This window comes from Natronorubrum texcoconense, assembly GCF_900100335.1.
Lineage (GTDB): Archaea > Halobacteriota > Halobacteria > Halobacteriales > Natrialbaceae > Natronorubrum > Natronorubrum texcoconense.
Genome location: NZ_FNFE01000002.1, coordinates 390,095 through 405,831, shown reverse-complemented (window position 1 = coordinate 405,831; position 15,737 = coordinate 390,095). Strand labels below are relative to the sequence as shown.

At 65.3% G+C, this 15,737-nt stretch carries 15 protein-coding genes; 4 read left to right on the top strand and 11 right to left on the bottom strand.

Annotation, left to right across the window (positions count from 1 at the left end):
- Positions 1-19: 19 nt before the first annotated feature.
- From BLT08_RS08250 to BLT08_RS08240, 3 genes are all read left to right on the top strand, one after another.
- Positions 20-1,210, top strand: a complete 1,191-nt coding sequence (locus tag BLT08_RS08250; protein WP_090304819.1) for a sensor histidine kinase — start codon at positions 20-22, stop codon at positions 1,208-1,210.
- Positions 1,211-1,295: 85 nt separating this feature from the next.
- Entirely contained in the window at positions 1,296-1,772 is a 477-nt protein-coding gene (locus tag BLT08_RS08245) for a cupin domain-containing protein (RefSeq protein WP_090304817.1), read from the top strand.
- Between the two features lie 89 nt (positions 1,773-1,861).
- Positions 1,862-2,077: a DUF8119 family protein gene (locus BLT08_RS08240; protein ID WP_090304815.1), complete on the top strand. Its 216-nt coding sequence runs from the start codon at positions 1,862-1,864 to the stop codon at positions 2,075-2,077.
- A 93-nt stretch (positions 2,078-2,170) separates the two neighbouring features.
- Here the strand turns inward: BLT08_RS08240 and BLT08_RS08235 are convergent, their stop codons facing one another.
- From BLT08_RS08235 to BLT08_RS08200, 8 genes are all read right to left on the bottom strand, one after another.
- A complete protein-coding gene (locus tag BLT08_RS08235; RefSeq protein WP_090304812.1) occupies positions 2,171-2,629 on the bottom strand; it encodes a universal stress protein in 459 nt (152 codons plus the stop codon).
- A gap of 2 nt (positions 2,630-2,631) precedes the next feature.
- Positions 2,632-4,293 (bottom strand): solute symporter family protein, encoded by a 1,662-nt coding sequence (locus BLT08_RS08230; RefSeq protein ID WP_090304810.1) that lies wholly within the window; start codon positions 4,291-4,293, stop codon positions 2,632-2,634.
- On the bottom strand, positions 4,290-4,697 hold the full coding sequence (locus BLT08_RS08225; protein ID WP_090304807.1) for a DUF4212 domain-containing protein: 408 nt from the start codon (positions 4,695-4,697) through the stop codon (positions 4,290-4,292). Before BLT08_RS08225 ends, BLT08_RS08230 begins: the two co-directional genes overlap by 4 nt.
- Before the next feature lie 71 nt (positions 4,698-4,768).
- The gene (gene acs, locus BLT08_RS08220) at positions 4,769-6,745 is read right to left on the bottom strand and encodes an acetate--CoA ligase (protein ID WP_090304805.1); all 1,977 of its coding nucleotides are present in this window, start codon (positions 6,743-6,745) and stop codon (positions 4,769-4,771) included.
- A 263-nt stretch (positions 6,746-7,008) separates the two neighbouring features.
- Entirely contained in the window at positions 7,009-9,261 is a 2,253-nt protein-coding gene (locus BLT08_RS08215; RefSeq protein ID WP_090304803.1) for a bacterio-opsin activator domain-containing protein, read from the bottom strand.
- A 140-nt stretch (positions 9,262-9,401) separates the two neighbouring features.
- A complete protein-coding gene (gene acs, locus BLT08_RS08210) occupies positions 9,402-11,378 on the bottom strand; it encodes an acetate--CoA ligase (RefSeq protein ID WP_090304801.1) in 1,977 nt (658 codons plus the stop codon).
- 142 nt (positions 11,379-11,520) lie between these two features.
- On the bottom strand, positions 11,521-12,015 hold the full coding sequence (locus tag BLT08_RS08205; protein ID WP_090304799.1) for a universal stress protein: 495 nt from the start codon (positions 12,013-12,015) through the stop codon (positions 11,521-11,523).
- A gap of 59 nt (positions 12,016-12,074) precedes the next feature.
- Complete coding sequence (locus tag BLT08_RS08200; RefSeq protein WP_090304796.1) at positions 12,075-12,512, bottom strand: universal stress protein; 438 nt, start codon at positions 12,510-12,512, stop codon at positions 12,075-12,077.
- A 200-nt stretch (positions 12,513-12,712) separates the two neighbouring features.
- Between BLT08_RS08200 and BLT08_RS08195 the strand changes: the two genes are divergently transcribed.
- Positions 12,713-12,931 (top strand): hypothetical protein, encoded by a 219-nt coding sequence (locus BLT08_RS08195; RefSeq protein ID WP_090304794.1) that lies wholly within the window; start codon positions 12,713-12,715, stop codon positions 12,929-12,931.
- Between the two features lie 36 nt (positions 12,932-12,967).
- Here BLT08_RS08195 and BLT08_RS08190 read toward each other — a convergent pair whose 3' ends face one another.
- The 3 genes from BLT08_RS08190 to BLT08_RS08180 form a co-directional block, all read right to left on the bottom strand.
- Positions 12,968-13,444, bottom strand: a complete 477-nt coding sequence (locus BLT08_RS08190) for a hypothetical protein (RefSeq protein WP_090304793.1) — start codon at positions 13,442-13,444, stop codon at positions 12,968-12,970.
- Positions 13,445-13,531: 87 nt separating this feature from the next.
- Positions 13,532-14,602, bottom strand: a complete 1,071-nt coding sequence (locus tag BLT08_RS08185; protein ID WP_090304788.1) for a hypothetical protein — start codon at positions 14,600-14,602, stop codon at positions 13,532-13,534.
- Between the two features lie 91 nt (positions 14,603-14,693).
- A complete protein-coding gene (locus tag BLT08_RS08180) occupies positions 14,694-15,698 on the bottom strand; it encodes a hypothetical protein (protein ID WP_090304786.1) in 1,005 nt (334 codons plus the stop codon).
- Positions 15,699-15,737 lie beyond the last annotated feature (39 nt).

The window sequence follows — 15,737 nt, the reverse complement described above, 5'->3', positions numbered from 1 at the left end:
CCGTTCGTATGTACCCGTAATGGGTGTGGGCTCTCTCGAACTCGACATACTTCCTGACTCTTATCGGGACGAGACGACCCGCTGGCACCTCGTTATTCCCGTACTCGGTGTGTTGCTTCTCACCAGTTCAATCGTCAGATCGTTCGCCGCGTTGATCGGTACTGGTGGGTTTCTCGAGGCGGTGCTCGATCTGGTCTTGCTCAGCACGCCGGGGCTGATCATGCTGTACGTCGGCCGCTGGTTACCCACCTCGACGATTCCGTCCGAACTCTACCCGCGGATTGTGACGTGGGTCTTCGGCGGCATCGCCGTTATGGGTCTCGTGGTCGGGCTGCGCATCCTCCACCCGGGCGTCACCGTCAACTACACGTTCGGGACGCAGGCGGTCCTGTTGTCGATCGGCTCCATCGCAGGCCTGGGAATCGGCGTCCACGAGGCGCGGGCGCTCACCCACGCTCGAACGGTCGAAGAGCAGAACGATCGGTTGAAAGAAACTGAGGACCGCCTCGAGCGGGCGATCACGCAGCTCGAGGCGTCGAACGACCGACTCGAGCAGTTCGCGTACGCGGCCTCCCACGACCTCCAGGAACCACTCCGTATGGTGACAAGCTACCTCCAGTTGCTCGAGGATCGCTACGGCGACGAACTCGACGAGGACGGCGAGGAGTTTATCGAGTACGCCGTCGACGGGGCCGATCGCATGCGCGAGATGATCGACGGCCTGCTCGAGTACTCGCGGGTCGGCACGCAGGGCGGCCAGTTTGACCCCGTCGATCTGGACGCCGTTCTCGACGACGTCCTCACGGATCTGCAGCTCAAGATCGACGAGACCGACACCGAGATCACTCGAGAGCCGTTACCCGCCGTTGACGGAGACGAACGGCAGTTACAGCAACTCTTCCAGAACCTGGTGAGCAACGCGATCGAGTACAGCGGCGACGAACTGCCGCGGATTCACGTCTCGGCGACTCGAGAAGAGTCGACGTGGACGATTTCTGTCCGAGACGAGGGGATCGGCGTGGATCCCGACGAGACCGATCGAATCTTCGGCATCTTCCAGCGCCTACACTCGGTCGACGAACACGCTGGGTCGGGGATCGGGCTCGCGCTGTGCAAGCGGATCGTCGAGCGTCACGATGGAGAAATCTGGGTCGACTCCGAACCCGGCGACGGATCGACGTTTTTCTTCACGCTTCCTGCCGCCGAATAGCCGCCGACTCCGACTCGACGACTCCGCCGAGTGCGCGACCCTTTCCTCCCAAACCTTCTTTCGGTGACGTGTTCTGTCCGACCGTATGGAGAAGATCAACGAATCGAACGTCGACTGGCGGGAGTACGATCACGGGAAGACCGCGTTCCGACGCAAGGAGCTCTCGAGCGCCGTCGAGGCCGACGACCTCGGCTGTAGCCTCTACGAACTTCCGCCGGGGATGCGCTCGTGGCCCTACCACTACCACACGGCGAACGAGGAGGCGCTGTACGTGCTGGCGGGCGAGGGACTGCTTCGAGCCGAGACCGGCGAGGAGCCGCTGGCGGCCGGGGACTTCGTCACCCTCCCGGCGGACGAAAACGGCGGCCATCGAATCGTCAACGACGGCGAGGAACCGCTCCGATACCTGATGATCTCGACGATGAACGAGCCGGACCTCACCGTCTACCCCGAGATGGAGAAGTTCGGCGTCTTCGTCGGCTCGCCGCCGGGCGGCCGCGATGAACGGACGTTCGACGGCTACTATCGAATCGACGACGACGTAGCGTACTGGGACGAGTAACCGGCGCTCCGGTCGTCGATAAGCTTTTTCGATCCCCTGCGAAAGGATCACGTAATGACCGACCTCGCACGCCGGCGGGTGACCGGGCGATGACGAGCGTTCGCGAATGGATCCGGGAGGCCCGGGAGGACCGTTGGGGGCTGCTGGTCGATCTGGTGTTCGCGATCGTCTGGGTGACGGTCGTCGACCTCATCTTTCGCGTCCTCGAGGGCCCCGACTGGGCGTACTACCTGTTCATGCTTGCGGGGATCGCCGCCTACTTCCTCTTCTTTATGAGCCTCGAGTTGGCGACGTCGGAGCGCTGATCGCGGCGGACTCACCGCTCGCGTCTCGAACTGAGCGCATCGCAAAAAAGCGAGTCGAGCGGTCACAGGAGGAAACTCGACTCGAGTCCGATGTCAATCCTCCCGGATGTCGACCACGAGGACCGGAATGTCGGTCGTCCGCAGGGTCCGCTCGGCGACGCTGCCGAGCAGGACGCGTTTGACGCCGCCGCGGCCGGCCGACCCCATGACGATGAGGTCGACGTCGTGGTTTGCGGCGTAGTCCGCGATCCGGCTGTGGGGCTGGCCGGCGACGACGGATTCGGTCACCTCGAGGCCGCGTTCGCGCGCCTGACTGGCGACGCTGCCGGTCGCCTTGTTGGCGCGCTCCTGTACTTCGGGCATCTCGTCGTACTTGCCCTGTCGGATGCGGTCGACCTGTTCGGTGCCGAGGCTGATGTCCATCGCGCTGGTGTCGACGACGTACAACGCGTGGACGGCGGCGTCGTATTTCTCGGCCAGATCGATCGCGTGGTGGACCGCGTTCGCTGCAACGTCGCTACCGTCAGTGGGAACGAGTATCGTATCGTACATGGTTAGTCGTCTGCTGGGGTGCCGCCGTTAGCGGCGGCGTCTTCGGCCGATTCCATCTGGCTCATCGGTTCGGGGCTGTGACACTGGCGGACGAGGCGCTTGATGTGCTGTGGCGGTTCGTCCGTGACCACCGAGACGACGATGATCACAGTGAAGACGACCGGCACGCCGATGAGCGCCGACGAGGTACCCGGAAGGTAGGTCGCGACTCCGGGAAGGACCGCCTCTTCGACGCCGGTGTACATCGGAATCGCGGTGTCGTTCAGGATCGCCCCGAACGAGATCAGGATGCCGACGATCATCCCCGAGAGGGCGCCCTCTCGAGTCGTGTTTTCCCACCAGAGCCCGAGGAAGAACACGGGGAAGAAGACGGTGCCGGCGATCGCGAACGACATCGCGACGAGTTCGCCGATCAGCGCCGGCGGGTTCAGGCCGATGAGCGCGACGAGGATACCGATTCCGACGATCGTCGCACGGCCGACGATCATCTGCTCGCGCTGGGTCGCGTCTTCCTTGTACAGATTGGTGTAGATGTCGTGGGCCGCCGCCGAGGAGGCGGTGATGAACAGTCCGGCCGTCGTCGCGAGCGCCGCGGCGACCGCACCGGCCGCGACAAGTCCGACGAGCCACGTTGGCAGGTCGGCGAGTTGGGCGGTCAACACGACCAGCGCGTCGGCTTCGGCACCCGCCATACCGGTGAAGGTGCCGTCACCGGGACCGTCGGCGTATAGCAGTCCGCCGAACGCGGCGTAGGTGGCCGTTCCCCAGTACAGCAGGCAGATGAAGAACAGGCCCCAGACGGTCGACCAGCGCGCGGTGCGCTCGTTGTCGACCGTGTAGAACCGCACGAGGACGTGGGGCAGTCCGCAGGTCCCCACGATCAGACTGAACGCCAGGGCGATCCAGGCGTAGTAGCTCGCGTTCGCGAACGGCTCGACGAACTGCGCTTCGATGCTCGCCGCTTCGGCGACCTGCGGCCCGGCTTCCAAGTACGGCAGCGCGGTGGACCAACCCTGGGTCCAGCCGGTGGCGTATAGGCCGAGGGTGAAGGCGATGATGAGGATGACGTACTGGATGGCCATGTTCTTCGTCGTCCCCAGCATGCCCGAGAGCGCGACGTAGCCGATGGTGACGGCCATCAGCAGGATGACGCCGGCCTCGTAGGAGATGCCGAAGATGTACTGGGCCATCAATCCCATTCCGCTCGCCTGACCGATCGCGTAGGTGAACGCGATCGCGAGCGTGGTGAACGCGGCGATTCCGCGCGCCCAGTCGGAGTAAAACCGGTCACCGACGAAGTCGGGGGCCGTATACTTCCCGAATCGGCGGAACTGGGCGGCCAGGAAGATGAGCAGGATGAAGTAGCCCGTCGTCCAGCCGACGACGTACGCCAGGCCGAAGTAGCCCGCCGTCGCGACGAGCGCCGCGACGCCGAGGTACGACGCGGCGCTCATCCAGTTGGCACCGATCGCCATCCCGTTCTCGATCGAGCCGATGGATCGTCCGGCGACCCACAGCTCGTCGACCGCGGCGACCCGGAAGAAGTAGCCGACGCCGAGGAACAGCGCCAGCATCGCGGCGACCGTCAGTGCCGGAACCAGTTTGAACTCACCCACGTCGAGGGCGGTCTCCTGGAGGATCACCGGATCGACCGCCTCGATCATTCGGACTCACCTCCGTCCGCGGCGACGGCGCTGCCGGACTCGGTTTCCTCGTCGTGAGAGATATCGTACTTGCTGTCGAGGCGGTCGCGCTGCATGGCGTAGGCGACCGAGAGCAGCAAGGCCGCGAGCGGCGTGAAGATCGCCGTCATGACGAAGTGGAGCGGGAACCCGTTCAGGACGGTCGTCCCGGTCATGAGGTCCGGTGCGAGCAGCGTTGCCGTCGTCGGGCCGAAGACGACGATGATCCACGCGACGAACGAGAGCCAGATCACCCGCAGGTGATCCCGCATGAACGGCGTCGCCGGCTTGAATATGTTTATTTCCTTATCGAGGTACGCTTCCGTCGTGACACCGCCGTCCGTTTCGGCGGTCGGCTCCGAACCTTGAGAGCTATTGTCTGACATGTAGTGTTGTCCGTGTGTGTCGCTGTCTGTGTTTTCGTGACTGTGATTTCGTGTGAAAGAAGCCGGTCGACTCAGTCGAGGTCGACCTGTTCTGCGATCTCGTCGACGACCTCCGGATTTCGCAGCGTGGAGGTGTTACCCAGCTCGTCGCCGCTCGCGATGTTCTCCAGCAAGCGCCGCATGATCTTGCCCGAGCGCGTCTTCGGCAGTTCCGGCGTGAAGATCACTTCTTCCGGTTTCGCGATCGGGCCGATCGAATCGAGCACGCCCTGGACGACGCGCTCCTCGAGTTCGTCGCCGGTTTCGTAGCCGTCTTCGGGAATCGCGTAGACGTAGACGGCTTCGCCTTTGACCTCGTGGTCGCCGCCGACGACGGCGGCTTCGGCGATCCCTTCGACGCCGACGACGGCCGACTCGATCTCCATCGTCCCGAGTCGGTGCCCGGAGACGTTGATGACGTCGTCGACCCGGCCGAGGACGGTGATAAAGCCGTCCTCGTCGATCTTCGCCCCGTCCTCGGGGAAGTAGACCCACTCGTCGGCCTCCTCGTCGGAGTACTCGGCCCAGTACTCGCTGATGAACCGCTCGTCGTTGTTGTACAGCGTCCGGAGCATCCCGGGCCACGGGTTGTTGACCGTGACGTAGCCGGCTTCACCGGCCGAGATCTCGTTCCCTTCCGCATCGACGATCCGGGCGTCGATTCCCGGGAGCGGCGGGCCCGCGGAACCGGGTTTCATCTTACTGATCCCCGGTAGCGTCGTGATCATCATGCCGCCGGTTTCGGTCTGCCACCAGGTGTCGACGATGGGGCAGTTCTCGCCGCCGATGTGCTTGTAGTACCACTTCCACGCCCGCGGGTTGATCGGTTCGCCGACGGTGCCGAGCAAGCGGAGCGACGACAGGTCGTGCTCGGCGGGGTACTGCTCGCCCCACTTCATGAACGCGCGGATGGCCGTCGGCGCGGTGTAGAAGATGTCGACGTCGTTCTTCTCGACGAGTTCCCACATCCGGTCTTTCTCGGGGTAGTCCGGCGTGCCCTCGTACATCATCGTCGTGGTCCCCAGCGCGAGCGGGCCGTAGACGATGTAGGAGTGGCCGGTGATCCAGCCGATGTCGGCCGCACACCAGTAGGTGTCGTCGGGCTTGACGTCCAGGACCGCGTGGCTCGTCCACGCGCTGTAGGCCAGATAGCCGCCCGTGGTGTGTTTGACGCCCTTCGGCTTGCCGGTCGTCCCCGAGGTGTACATCAGGAACAGCATGTCCTCGGCGTCCCTCGAGACTGGATCCACGCTCGCCCCTTCCTGTTCGGCGACGAGGTCGTCGTAGTCGTGCTGGTTGTCCGCGAGGTCGTGCTCCAGGTCGTCGCCCAGTCGATCGACGACCACGACGTCGGAGACCTCGTGCTCGACGCCTTCGAGTCCCTCGTTGGCCTTCGAGATGTGATCGAGCGCGTCGCCGCGACGGTAGTAGCCGTCGCAGGTGACGAGATACTCGCTCTCGCCGGCGTTCATCCGCGTCGCGAGCGCGTCCGCGGAGAACCCAGCGAAGACGACGGCGTGTGGGGCGCCGATTCGGGCGCACGCGAGCATCGCGATCGGGAGCTCCGGAATCATCGGCAGGTAGAGGGTGACGACGTCGTCCTCCTCGACGCCGAGCTCGCGAAGCGTCGCGGCGAACTCCTCGACCTCCTCGAGCAGTTCGCTGTAGGTGTAGCTGCGCGTCTCGCCGAGTTCGCCCTCCCACTCGATCGCGGTTTCGTCGGCGCGGTCGCCCTCGACGTGGCGGTCGATACAGTTGTACGAGGCGTTCAGCGTCCCGTTCGTGAACCACTCGTAGAACGGCGCGTTATCGTCGTCGAGGACGGTGTCGTACTCCTCCTCCCACGACAACAGATCGGCGGCCCGCTCCCAGCAGTCGGGCCAGTTCTCTTCGAACTCATCGTAGATCCCCGGGTCCGTGACGTTCGCCTGTTCGACGAACGACTCGGGGGGCTCGAACGTCTCCTGTTCCTCGAGACGGGCCTCGAGGTTGGCATCCTCCTGTGACATGATACACCAACTCAATACACAACCGGTATAGTAAAGTCGGCATCTAGTTGTGCAAAATCGGGTCGAATAACTAGAGGATATTGACTGTATTAGGATACTATAGTCGATTATATGGGGGAGGGTCCCCCCGCTGAGCGGTCGCGCGGCGCGGCGGCGCGGATCACCCGCGAATCGACCGGGCCGACGACGAGCGTAACCACGCAGGCGCAAGGCCGTCCCTCTAGAGGTTTAGTGTCGACCCGACGGCGTTCGTCGCCGGACTGTTACGTGGCGTTATCCGATCCGCCGTCGTCCGGATCGTCGAAGAAGGTTCGCAGGAGTTCGTGTTGGCCCTTTCGCAGGTGATTGTGGAGCGTCGGCGAGGAGATCCCCATCGCGTCGGCGATCTCTTCGGCCGTACTCTCGCGCGGCCAGTCGTAGTAGCCGCCGAAGTACGCCGCTCGAAGCGCCGCCTCCTGGCGGTCGGTCAGCCGCTCCTCGAGTCCCTTCTGGAACTCGCGGGCGGTTTGGACGGTCCGTTCGACCTCGCGTTTCCCGACCAGTTCGGAGTCGGGGAACACGGCGCGCAGGCCGTCGACGATCGTCCGCAAGTCGGCGTCGGCCGCACACTCGGTCGTGATCGTCGCGGTTCCACCCTCGAATCGCGCGTCGAGGACGGTGGTGCCGTACTCGATGAGCGTGACGATCGGACAGGAGCCGTCGATGACGAACTCGACGCGCCATCCGCCCTCGTAGGTCTCGATCAGTCGGCAGTCCTCGATCCCGGGTTCGTCCGCGGCGAGGTCGAATACGTCGGCCGGCGACGCCCCCTCGAGGCGCAGGTAGTACAGCTGCGTCGTCTCCCCGAGCGGCACGAGCGAATCGAGTTCGAACCGACAGCCGAGTCGGCGCGAGGCGTCGACGAAAAAGGAGTCTTCGTCGCGGCAGGTGAGTTCGAGTTCGACGACGCGATCCGAGAGCAGGAGGTTGCGCCGACGAACCGCCGCGATGGCGTAGCCGACCTGCTGGCCGATCGTCTCGAGCCACTGGCGTTCGTCCGCGTCGAACGCCCCGTCCCGTTCGCTCACGACCGAGAGCGTCCCGTACACCGTGTCGCCGTAGACTAGCGGGACGCGTGCGAGGGCGCCGCTCTCGTCGCTCGACTCACTGCTGTCGTCCCGATCCGTCGTGAGCGAAACGTCGGTCGCGACCGAGACCGTCGCCTCGCTCTCGTCACTCGTCCGTTCGCCGACGAGATCGGCAGTCGTCGCGGACGTCTCGCGCCACCGATCCGGAACCAGGTGGGTGACGGCGTCGGGGTCGATCCCGCTCGAGACCCGCCACTCCCCTCGCTGGTTCGAGTGCGTCGCCCGGTCGATCCAGGCGCACTCGTAGGCTCGGCCGTCCGCCAGCGCGGCGCAGGTATCGGTCTCGATCTCCTCGTGATCGGTCGATTCGAACAGCGATCGAGTGACCGCACGATGGGCCGTCGCAACCGCGTAACGATCCTCGAGTTCGTCCCGGCGCGCCCGGACCGACTCGATCTCCTCGCGGACGGCCGAGGCGTCGCGGACGAAGACGGCGAACCCGCGGTGGCGGCCCTGCTCGTCTCGTAGCGGCGAGACGACTTCGGTCGCCCGGAACCGCGTGCCGTCCTCGTGAATGCGCCACCCGTCGGTCTCGGTGCCGGAGTCCTCGAGCGCCGCGGCGAGCGTCCGCTCGGGAACGCCGTCGTCGACGGCCTCGTCCGTGTAGAACGTCGAAACGTGCGTGCCGACGATCTCGCCGGCCCGGTAGCCGAACATGGCGGCCGCGCTCCGGTTCCAGCGCTCGACGTAGCCGTCGGCGTCGAGTCGCAACAGGGCGTACCGGTCGCTCGCGGCGAGCAGCAGGCGGATAACGCTGTCGTCGCTCACCATCGGCCCGGTTCTGGCTCCCGATCCGCCGCGACCGGGACCCGACGGTCGTTCCGCGGCGTCGAAGGCGTCGACGATCTCCGCGTCCGTCGGCTCGGGGAGGTAGGGCTCGAGGGCCTCGAAGCTCCGCCAGCCGCCGACGGTCTTGACGACGCGCGGGTTGACCGCGTGGTCGACGAGCGCGGTTCGAGCGAAGTACTGCCGGAGATCGCTCGTCGAGACGTCGGCGAGCGTCGGCTGGTCGAGGAACTCGGCGGCCCGATCCGCGACCTCCGACACCAGCATCTGGAGCCGGCGCGCCGTGACGGGAAAGATCCGGTCGTCGGTCGACAGCCTGTTGCTCCGGGCGTACCGGCGCAGTTCTCGCTCGACGTGGGTCGGCAGGTAGGCGGTCCGTCCCGAGCCGTCGTCGACGGCCGGCACCCGAACGAGGTATCGTGGTGGATCGATGCGGACCTGTTCGACGTCGTCGACAGTGAGTTCGGTGAGCTCCGTCGGTCGAAGCCCGACGTCGCCACAGAGGCGGACGACGAGCGCCTCGCGGTAGGTTTCGGCGGCGTCGAGGAGCGACTCGTACTGGCTCCGCGAGAGCGTCGCCGAGTCCGGCTCCTCGAGACTCATTGTTCGCTCGTTCAAGTGGCGCGAATATAATTCTATCGACGCTCCCGTCGATTACAACTCGGAACGCGATTCTTCCACCGCCATCGGCTCGCTATCCCGTTTCGCCTCATTTGAATCAGCGAAACAGGTTCTAAATCAGCTCACTCCTCGCGAATCTCGGCCTGAATTTCGCCGACGATCTCGGGATTCCGGAGCGCGCTGGTATCGCCGAGTTCCTCGTCGTTCGCAACGTCCTCGAGTAGCCGTCGCATGATCTTCCCCGAGCGCGTCTTCGGGAGTTCTGGCGTAAAGAGCACGTCAGTCGGGCGGGCGATCGGCCCGATCGCAGCTTCGATGTTGTCGACGATTGCCTCGTGGACCGCGCCCTGGTCGTCGTAGCCACCCTCGGTGCTGACGTAGGCCTGAATGTCGGTTCCGTTCGTTCCGCTCGAGCGGCCGACGACGGCGGCTTCGGCGACGCCTTCGACGCCGGTGATCGCGCTCTCGATCTCCATCGTGCTCAGCCGTCGGCCGGAGACGTTGATCACGTCGTCGACCCGGCCGAGGACGGTGATGTAGCCGTCCTCGTCGATGCGAGCGGCGTCGCCGCTGCCGTACCACCACTCCCCGCGGTCGGGGGCCGAAAACTGGTCCCAGTACTCCGCCCGGAACCGGTCGTCGCCGTCGTACAGCGTTCGGACCATCCCCGGCCACGGCCGGGCGATGGTGAGGTAGCCGGACTCCCCGGGCTCGACGGGCTCGCCCGATTCGTCGACGACGCGAACGTCGATCCCGGGCAGCCCCGGCCCGGCAGCGCCGGGTTTCATCTCGTCGATCCCGGGCAGTGTCGAGATCGTCACCGCTCCGGTCTCGGTCTGCCACCAGGTGTCGACGACCGGGCACTCGCCGTTGCCGACGTGCTCGTAGTACCAGTTCCACGGGCGCGGGCTGATCGGTTCGCCCACGCTTCCGAGCAGCCGCAGCGAGGAGAGGTCGTGGCGATCGGGGTAGTCCTCACCCCACTTCATGAACGCCCGAATCGCCGTCGGCGCGGTGTAAAAGATGTCGACGGCGTTCCGGTCGACGATCTCCCAGAGACGATCGCGGTCGGGGTAGTCGGGCGTCCCCTCGTACATTACCGTCGTCGTCCCGAGCGCGAGCGGCCCGTAGACGATGTAGGAGTGGCCGGTGATCCAGCCGATGTCGGCGGCACACCAGTAGGTGTCTTCGGGCTTGACGTCCAGGACCGCGTGGCTCGTCCACGCGACGTGGGAGAGGTAGCCGCCGGTCGTGTGGACGACGCCTTTCGGCTCGCCTGTCGTCCCCGACGTGTACATCAGGAACAGCATGTCCTCGGCGTCTCTCGGGACGGGTTCGACCGTTTCGCCCGCGAACTCCTCGCGGAGGCCGTGGTAGTCGAACTCCTCGTCCCCGAGGACGTGGGGCAGGTCCTCGCCGAGTCGGTCGACGACGACCGTTCGAACGTCCTGTGCGAGTTTGAGCCGTGCGTTGTCGGCCTTGCTCTTCTGGTTGAAGGCGTCGCCGCGACGGTAGTAGCCGTCGCAGGTGACGAGAAACTCGCTGTCGGCGGCGTCCATCCGCGTCGCGAGCGCGTCCGCCGATAGCCCGGCGAAGACGACGCTGTGTGGGGCGCCGATTCGGGCGCACGCGAGCATCGCGATCGGGAGCTCCGGGATCATCGGGAGATAGATCGTCACCACGTCGTCCTCTTCGACGCCCAACTCCCGGAGAGCGGCGGCGAACTCGTTGATCGCGACGTACAGATCCCGGTAGGTGTACGTCTTCCGGTCGCCGTGTTTTCCCTCCCAACGAATCGCGGTGTGGGTCTTGCGGCCCGCCTCGAGGTGGCGGTCGACGCAGTTTTCGGCCGCGTTCAGTTGCCCGCCGGTGAACCACCGGTAGAAGGGGGCGTTTTCGTCCTCGAGGACGGTCTCGTACGGCCGGTTCCAGGAGAGCAAGTCGGCTGCACGTTCCCAGCAGTCGGGCCAGTTAGCGTCGAACTCGTCGTAGATGCCCGAGTCCGTGACGTTCGCCTGTTCGACGAACGACGGTGGCGGGCTGCGGCGGGATCCGGTGAGGACGGGACGGTCGCCTCCCCACCCGTTCCGATCGACCATAGTACGTTCGAACCGAGGACAGTCAGCGGAATAAACGTTCCTCCCGTCTGTGGATCTCGGCTGCGCAGCCTGGGGTTTCTACCCTCCCGTTCTCGCTTCGACCGAGGACGTGCCTCGGTGGACGGGTCGGGCGTTCGTCGGCTCAGTCGATCGTCGAGTCGATGTCCGCCAGCTCCGCGGGATCGATCTCTCCGCCGGGTTCGCGGACGACGTACACGTCGTAGCGGTGGTCGCTGGCGACGGGGTTGCCGACGCTCGACTGCGGGGCGATCACCGAGCCGGCGTTCTCCGAGCCGATGAACACCACCGAGGCACCGATTTCGGCGGCGATACGCCTGATCTCTCGGACGACGTTCGTCGTCGACGTCGCCGTCGGTTCGTCGGAGCTGACGCGCTCCGTCCGGTAGGTCGCCTCCGGTGCGATCTCGCTCGCTCGGTTCTGAATACCCGTTTCGATGGCGTCGGCGTTGAACGGCTCTCCCTCCGTAATCCACCCTCGATCTCTCGCGTACTCCGCGTCGTCGGGGATCACCGTCAGCACGACGAGTTCCTCGTCGAGGAGGTCGCCGAACGTCGAGGCTTTCTCGAGCGCTTTGCTCGCGAGCGGCGATGCATCGAAGGGGACGAGTAACGTCATGCCACTATCTGCGACGACACTCGAGGTAAATGTTCGGCCTCCGACAACGAGTCGAGGCGTTACTGGCTGCTGTCACCACCGACGACCAGTACCGCTTGGGGCGCGGTTCTGACCACCCGGTCGACGGTGCTTCCGAGGAGCGCGCCGCGGAGCGACGAGCGGCCGCGCGCCCCGATAACGATCGCGTCAACAGCCTGCTCGTCGGCGTACGCGACGATCTCCTCGGACGGGACGCCGTTCCGAATCGCCGTCTCGACCTGGACCCCGGCGTCGTCTCCGGATTCCACGATCTCTCCGAGCGTCGCCGCGGCCTGCTCCCGGCGTCGTCGATCGACCGTCTCTGGATCGACGATGGCGTTGTCGTACTCGGTTCGGCTCTCGAGGACGGCGATCGCGCTCAGCGTGGCGTCGACCTGTCGGGCGAGTTCGATCGCGTGTTCGACGGCCTCGGCCGCCGTCTCGCTCCCGTCCGTCGCGACGAGGATCGCGTCGTACATGCCTGCTCGTTTGCCCCGCTGAACCAAAGCCCTACGCCCGATGCGAGCACACCGGCGCGACCGTTCGGGTTCGGCCGAAACCTCGTCGCACTATAGTAGACACTGAAACGATTTACACACCGATCGCAACGCTGTCCAGCGACCGGGTGTGCATTGACTTTCAGTGTCTACTATATATGCCGCGGGACGTAGACGCAGCTATGACCGAGGAAGTCCCGGTAACTCGGACTGATCTGCTCGTCCTCGTGGCCGTCTCGCTTGGCGGCGGATTTCTCATCGCGTGGGGGACCGTCTCGCTCGAACTCTCTCCGCGGTTCGTCAACGCCGTGTTCGTCGGCGCGGTGATGCTCGCGTTTTTCCTGTTCATCCCTATCATGGGGGTTCGGCTCTTCATCGACGACTGGAAGCAAGACGACTGATCTGACTCGCCGTGCCGAGACTCACGTGGTCCTCCGTCACTCGTCGTCTGCCGGCGCTCGAGCGCCGACCACCGCGACGACGTTTCTGACGTAGCGCATGCTCGTCGCGATGGCCATCACGGCGTCCATCAGCGCCTGCTGGCTGGCCCCGTCGGGGTAGAGCCGGTACTCGACTTGGACGGTCTCGGCGCGTCGAAGCTGGCAGGACTCCCCCGCCGAGTCGAGAAACGTGTAGAACCCGGGCGTCGCCGCCAGCATCGGTCCGACGTACTCGAGGAGTTCGCTTCGCCGCTGATCGTCCCGGAGGAGGTCTTTCGTCCGTTCGGTGTCGAAGCCGCTCCGACCGACGATTCTGACCGGATCCCACTCGCCTTCCTTGATGACGTGGACCGGCAGCTGTGAGAGTTCGACCTGCAGGTTGAACGCCGTCTCCTCGTCGGTGTGGGCGGTCACGTCGCGAATCGCCGTCTCGTCCAGCCACTCGTGGACCTGCGTCTCGCTAACGTGTCTCATATTCGTTCCGAACGTCGGGACGGCGGATAAGGGTTCAGCGGTCCTGTGCCGGCTACACGCGGTGTGCGGTGTGGCTCGAGGTGACGATCAGTGTTTGTCGGGCATCGTCGAGTGACGGGCGGTCCCTTTCATATCGGCGCGCTCCGATGGCGGTGGTGCCATCGTGGAGTGGCGCGTCGCCCCGCCGGAGGACGTCCCGCGGTCCTGATCCGAGCCGAGTCCCGAGCCGAGTAGCCCGTCGTCTTCGTCCTCCTCGTCGGCTTCCGCATCGTCTGCGTCGTCGGTCTCGCTGCCGACGGAGCTAGCAGACCGTTCCTGCAGTCGCTCCTGGAGTCCCTCGAGGTCGTCGCCGACGTCCGAGAACGTCGACTCCATCGTCGATCTGAGCTGGTCGCCGATGCTGTCGCCCGTTTCCTCATCGGATTCGCCGTCTTCGTCGCCGGACTCGGCTTCGTCCGCATCGTCGCTCCCGAGAGCGTCGCTGGCACCTTCAGCGACCGATTCGACGGCCTCTCGAGCCCCGCCACCCTCGCGTTCCGATTCGTCACCGTCGTCGCCGGTAACCGACTCGACCGCCTCCTGGACGATCCCGCCCTCGCCTGATTCACCTTCGTCTGCTTCGCCGTCGGCCGACGCATCGCTGTCATCGTCGCCGGTGACTGATTCGACCGCTTTCTGGACGACCCCCTCTTCGCTCTCGGATTCGTCCGCGTCTTCATCAACGTCTTCGTCAGCCTCCGACGCATCGTCGGAGTCGCCACCATCGTCCGCCGCCGTCGCGGATTCGTCCGTCGCCTCGTCCTCGCCGTCGTCGATCGACTGCTGTATCGCTCCGACGGCCCCCTCGAGCGCACCACCGTCGTCCCCGTCGGCGAGATTTCCGAGGTGGAGCAGCCGTTGGAGTTCTTCGACCTGTTCGGGGTCACCCTGTGCGATAGCCGCCGGAAGCGAGTCGGGTTCGCTGCCGTCCGGCAGTTCGTCCAGCCCGACCGCCTCGAGGAGGTCGTCCGGGTCGGACGACTCGAGGAGGTCGCTCGCCCGCTCGGCGGTCTCGAGCAGGTCGGGTCCGTCCGACTCGTCGTCGGTGATCATCGAACCGCTCGCTGTCTCGGCGTCGTGCAGTATCTCGCTCACCTGTTCGTGGAGGTCTTGGCTCATAGTGTCTCTCTGTCGCTGTCGGTCGGCGTTCGGCCGTCGGTTCGCAGTACCGGTGATCTCGGACGGTGAACGCTCGAGGGACGACGGTCGGTTACTCGGCTTCGGCTTCCGCTTCCGAGTTCTCGTCGTTCGACTCGTCGTCCTCGTCCGTCACCGCTGCGATGATCTCTTCGGTCATCTCCTCGCGGCTAAGGTTCGCCTTCACGTCGACGTCTTTGGCCACCGACTGCAGATCCTCGTAGGACATGACGCCGAGGAAGTCCTCGAGGGTGTCTCGTCGCAGATCCTCGATATCTTCGACGGAGGCATCGGAGTCCTCGCCGGCGCTCTCCTCGTCGACGTCGTCGGCCTCGGACTCGTCCGTCGATTCGGACTCCTCCCCGCCGTCGTCCTCGCTTTCGGACTCCGCCGCTTCGTCTTCGGTGTCACCCTCTTCGTCCGCTGAATCCGTCTCTTCGTCTTCAGCGTCGGTCTCCTCGTCTTCAACGTCCGCTTCCTCCGCCGCTTCGTCGTCCATCTCGTCGGCATCCGACTCCTCGTCTTCGGATTCAGCCCCGTCGTCTTCGGCATCTGCCTCCTCCTCGGACGCCTCGTCGGCCTCGAGGAACTCGTCGAGTCCGCTGCTCTCGCTGACCTCCTCGACGACCGACTCGATCGAGTCCGCCGCATCGGACTCCGTCTCCTCGGATTCGCCGTCGCTCTCGGACTCCGATTCCGCTTCGGAGTCGCTCTCGAGGAGTCCCTCGAGATCGCTTCCCTCGGTCGCGCTCTGGGCGAGCGACTTGACTGACTCCTTGGCCTCGTTCTGTTCGACCGTTTCCGCGATACCGTCGCGGATCGCCGACTTGAGGTCCGACTGTACCTCCTTGCGGTCTTTCTCCTCCTCGATCCCCGCGGCGATCGATTCGTGGATCCCGCGGCCGATCGAGGCGCCGAGTTCACGACCGACGCGCTCGCCGAACTCGCGACCCACCGCGGCGCCGATGTCGCCGCCGTCGATGTTGTCCTCGAGGCTCCCGTCGCCGAGCAGATCGGCCACGTCGATCTGGTCGCTTACCTCCCGGGCGACCATCTCTTTGAGCCCGCCGTCACTCATGGGCTACACCTCGACGGGCACTCGTTTCCGCGTCGGAAG

Coding starts and splice junctions, on each gene's coding strand:
- BLT08_RS08200 (WP_090304796.1), bottom strand. CDS start 12,512: ATGTACGACGCGATCCTCGTCGCGACGGACGGGAGCGAGACGGCGGCC.
- acs (WP_090304801.1), bottom strand. CDS start 11,378: ATGGTCGATCGGAACGGGTGGGGAGGCGACCGTCCCGTCCTCACCGGA.
- BLT08_RS08180 (WP_090304786.1), bottom strand. CDS start 15,698: ATGAGTGACGGCGGGCTCAAAGAGATGGTCGCCCGGGAGGTAAGCGAC.
- BLT08_RS08225 (WP_090304807.1), bottom strand. CDS start 4,697: ATGTCAGACAATAGCTCTCAAGGTTCGGAGCCGACCGCCGAAACGGAC.
- BLT08_RS08230 (WP_090304810.1), bottom strand. CDS start 4,293: ATGATCGAGGCGGTCGATCCGGTGATCCTCCAGGAGACCGCCCTCGAC.
- BLT08_RS08185 (WP_090304788.1), bottom strand. CDS start 14,602: ATGAGCCAAGACCTCCACGAACAGGTGAGCGAGATACTGCACGACGCC.
- BLT08_RS08235 (WP_090304812.1), bottom strand. CDS start 2,629: ATGTACGATACGATACTCGTTCCCACTGACGGTAGCGACGTTGCAGCG.
- BLT08_RS08240 (WP_090304815.1), top strand. CDS start 1,862: ATGACGAGCGTTCGCGAATGGATCCGGGAGGCCCGGGAGGACCGTTGG.
- BLT08_RS08205 (WP_090304799.1), bottom strand. CDS start 12,015: ATGACGTTACTCGTCCCCTTCGATGCATCGCCGCTCGCGAGCAAAGCG.
- acs (WP_090304805.1), bottom strand. CDS start 6,745: ATGTCACAGGAGGATGCCAACCTCGAGGCCCGTCTCGAGGAACAGGAG.
- BLT08_RS08195 (WP_090304794.1), top strand. CDS start 12,713: ATGACCGAGGAAGTCCCGGTAACTCGGACTGATCTGCTCGTCCTCGTG.
- BLT08_RS08245 (WP_090304817.1), top strand. CDS start 1,296: ATGGAGAAGATCAACGAATCGAACGTCGACTGGCGGGAGTACGATCAC.
- BLT08_RS08250 (WP_090304819.1), top strand. CDS start 20: ATGGGTGTGGGCTCTCTCGAACTCGACATACTTCCTGACTCTTATCGG.
- BLT08_RS08190 (WP_090304793.1), bottom strand. CDS start 13,444: ATGAGACACGTTAGCGAGACGCAGGTCCACGAGTGGCTGGACGAGACG.
- BLT08_RS08215 (WP_090304803.1), bottom strand. CDS start 9,261: ATGAGTCTCGAGGAGCCGGACTCGGCGACGCTCTCGCGGAGCCAGTAC.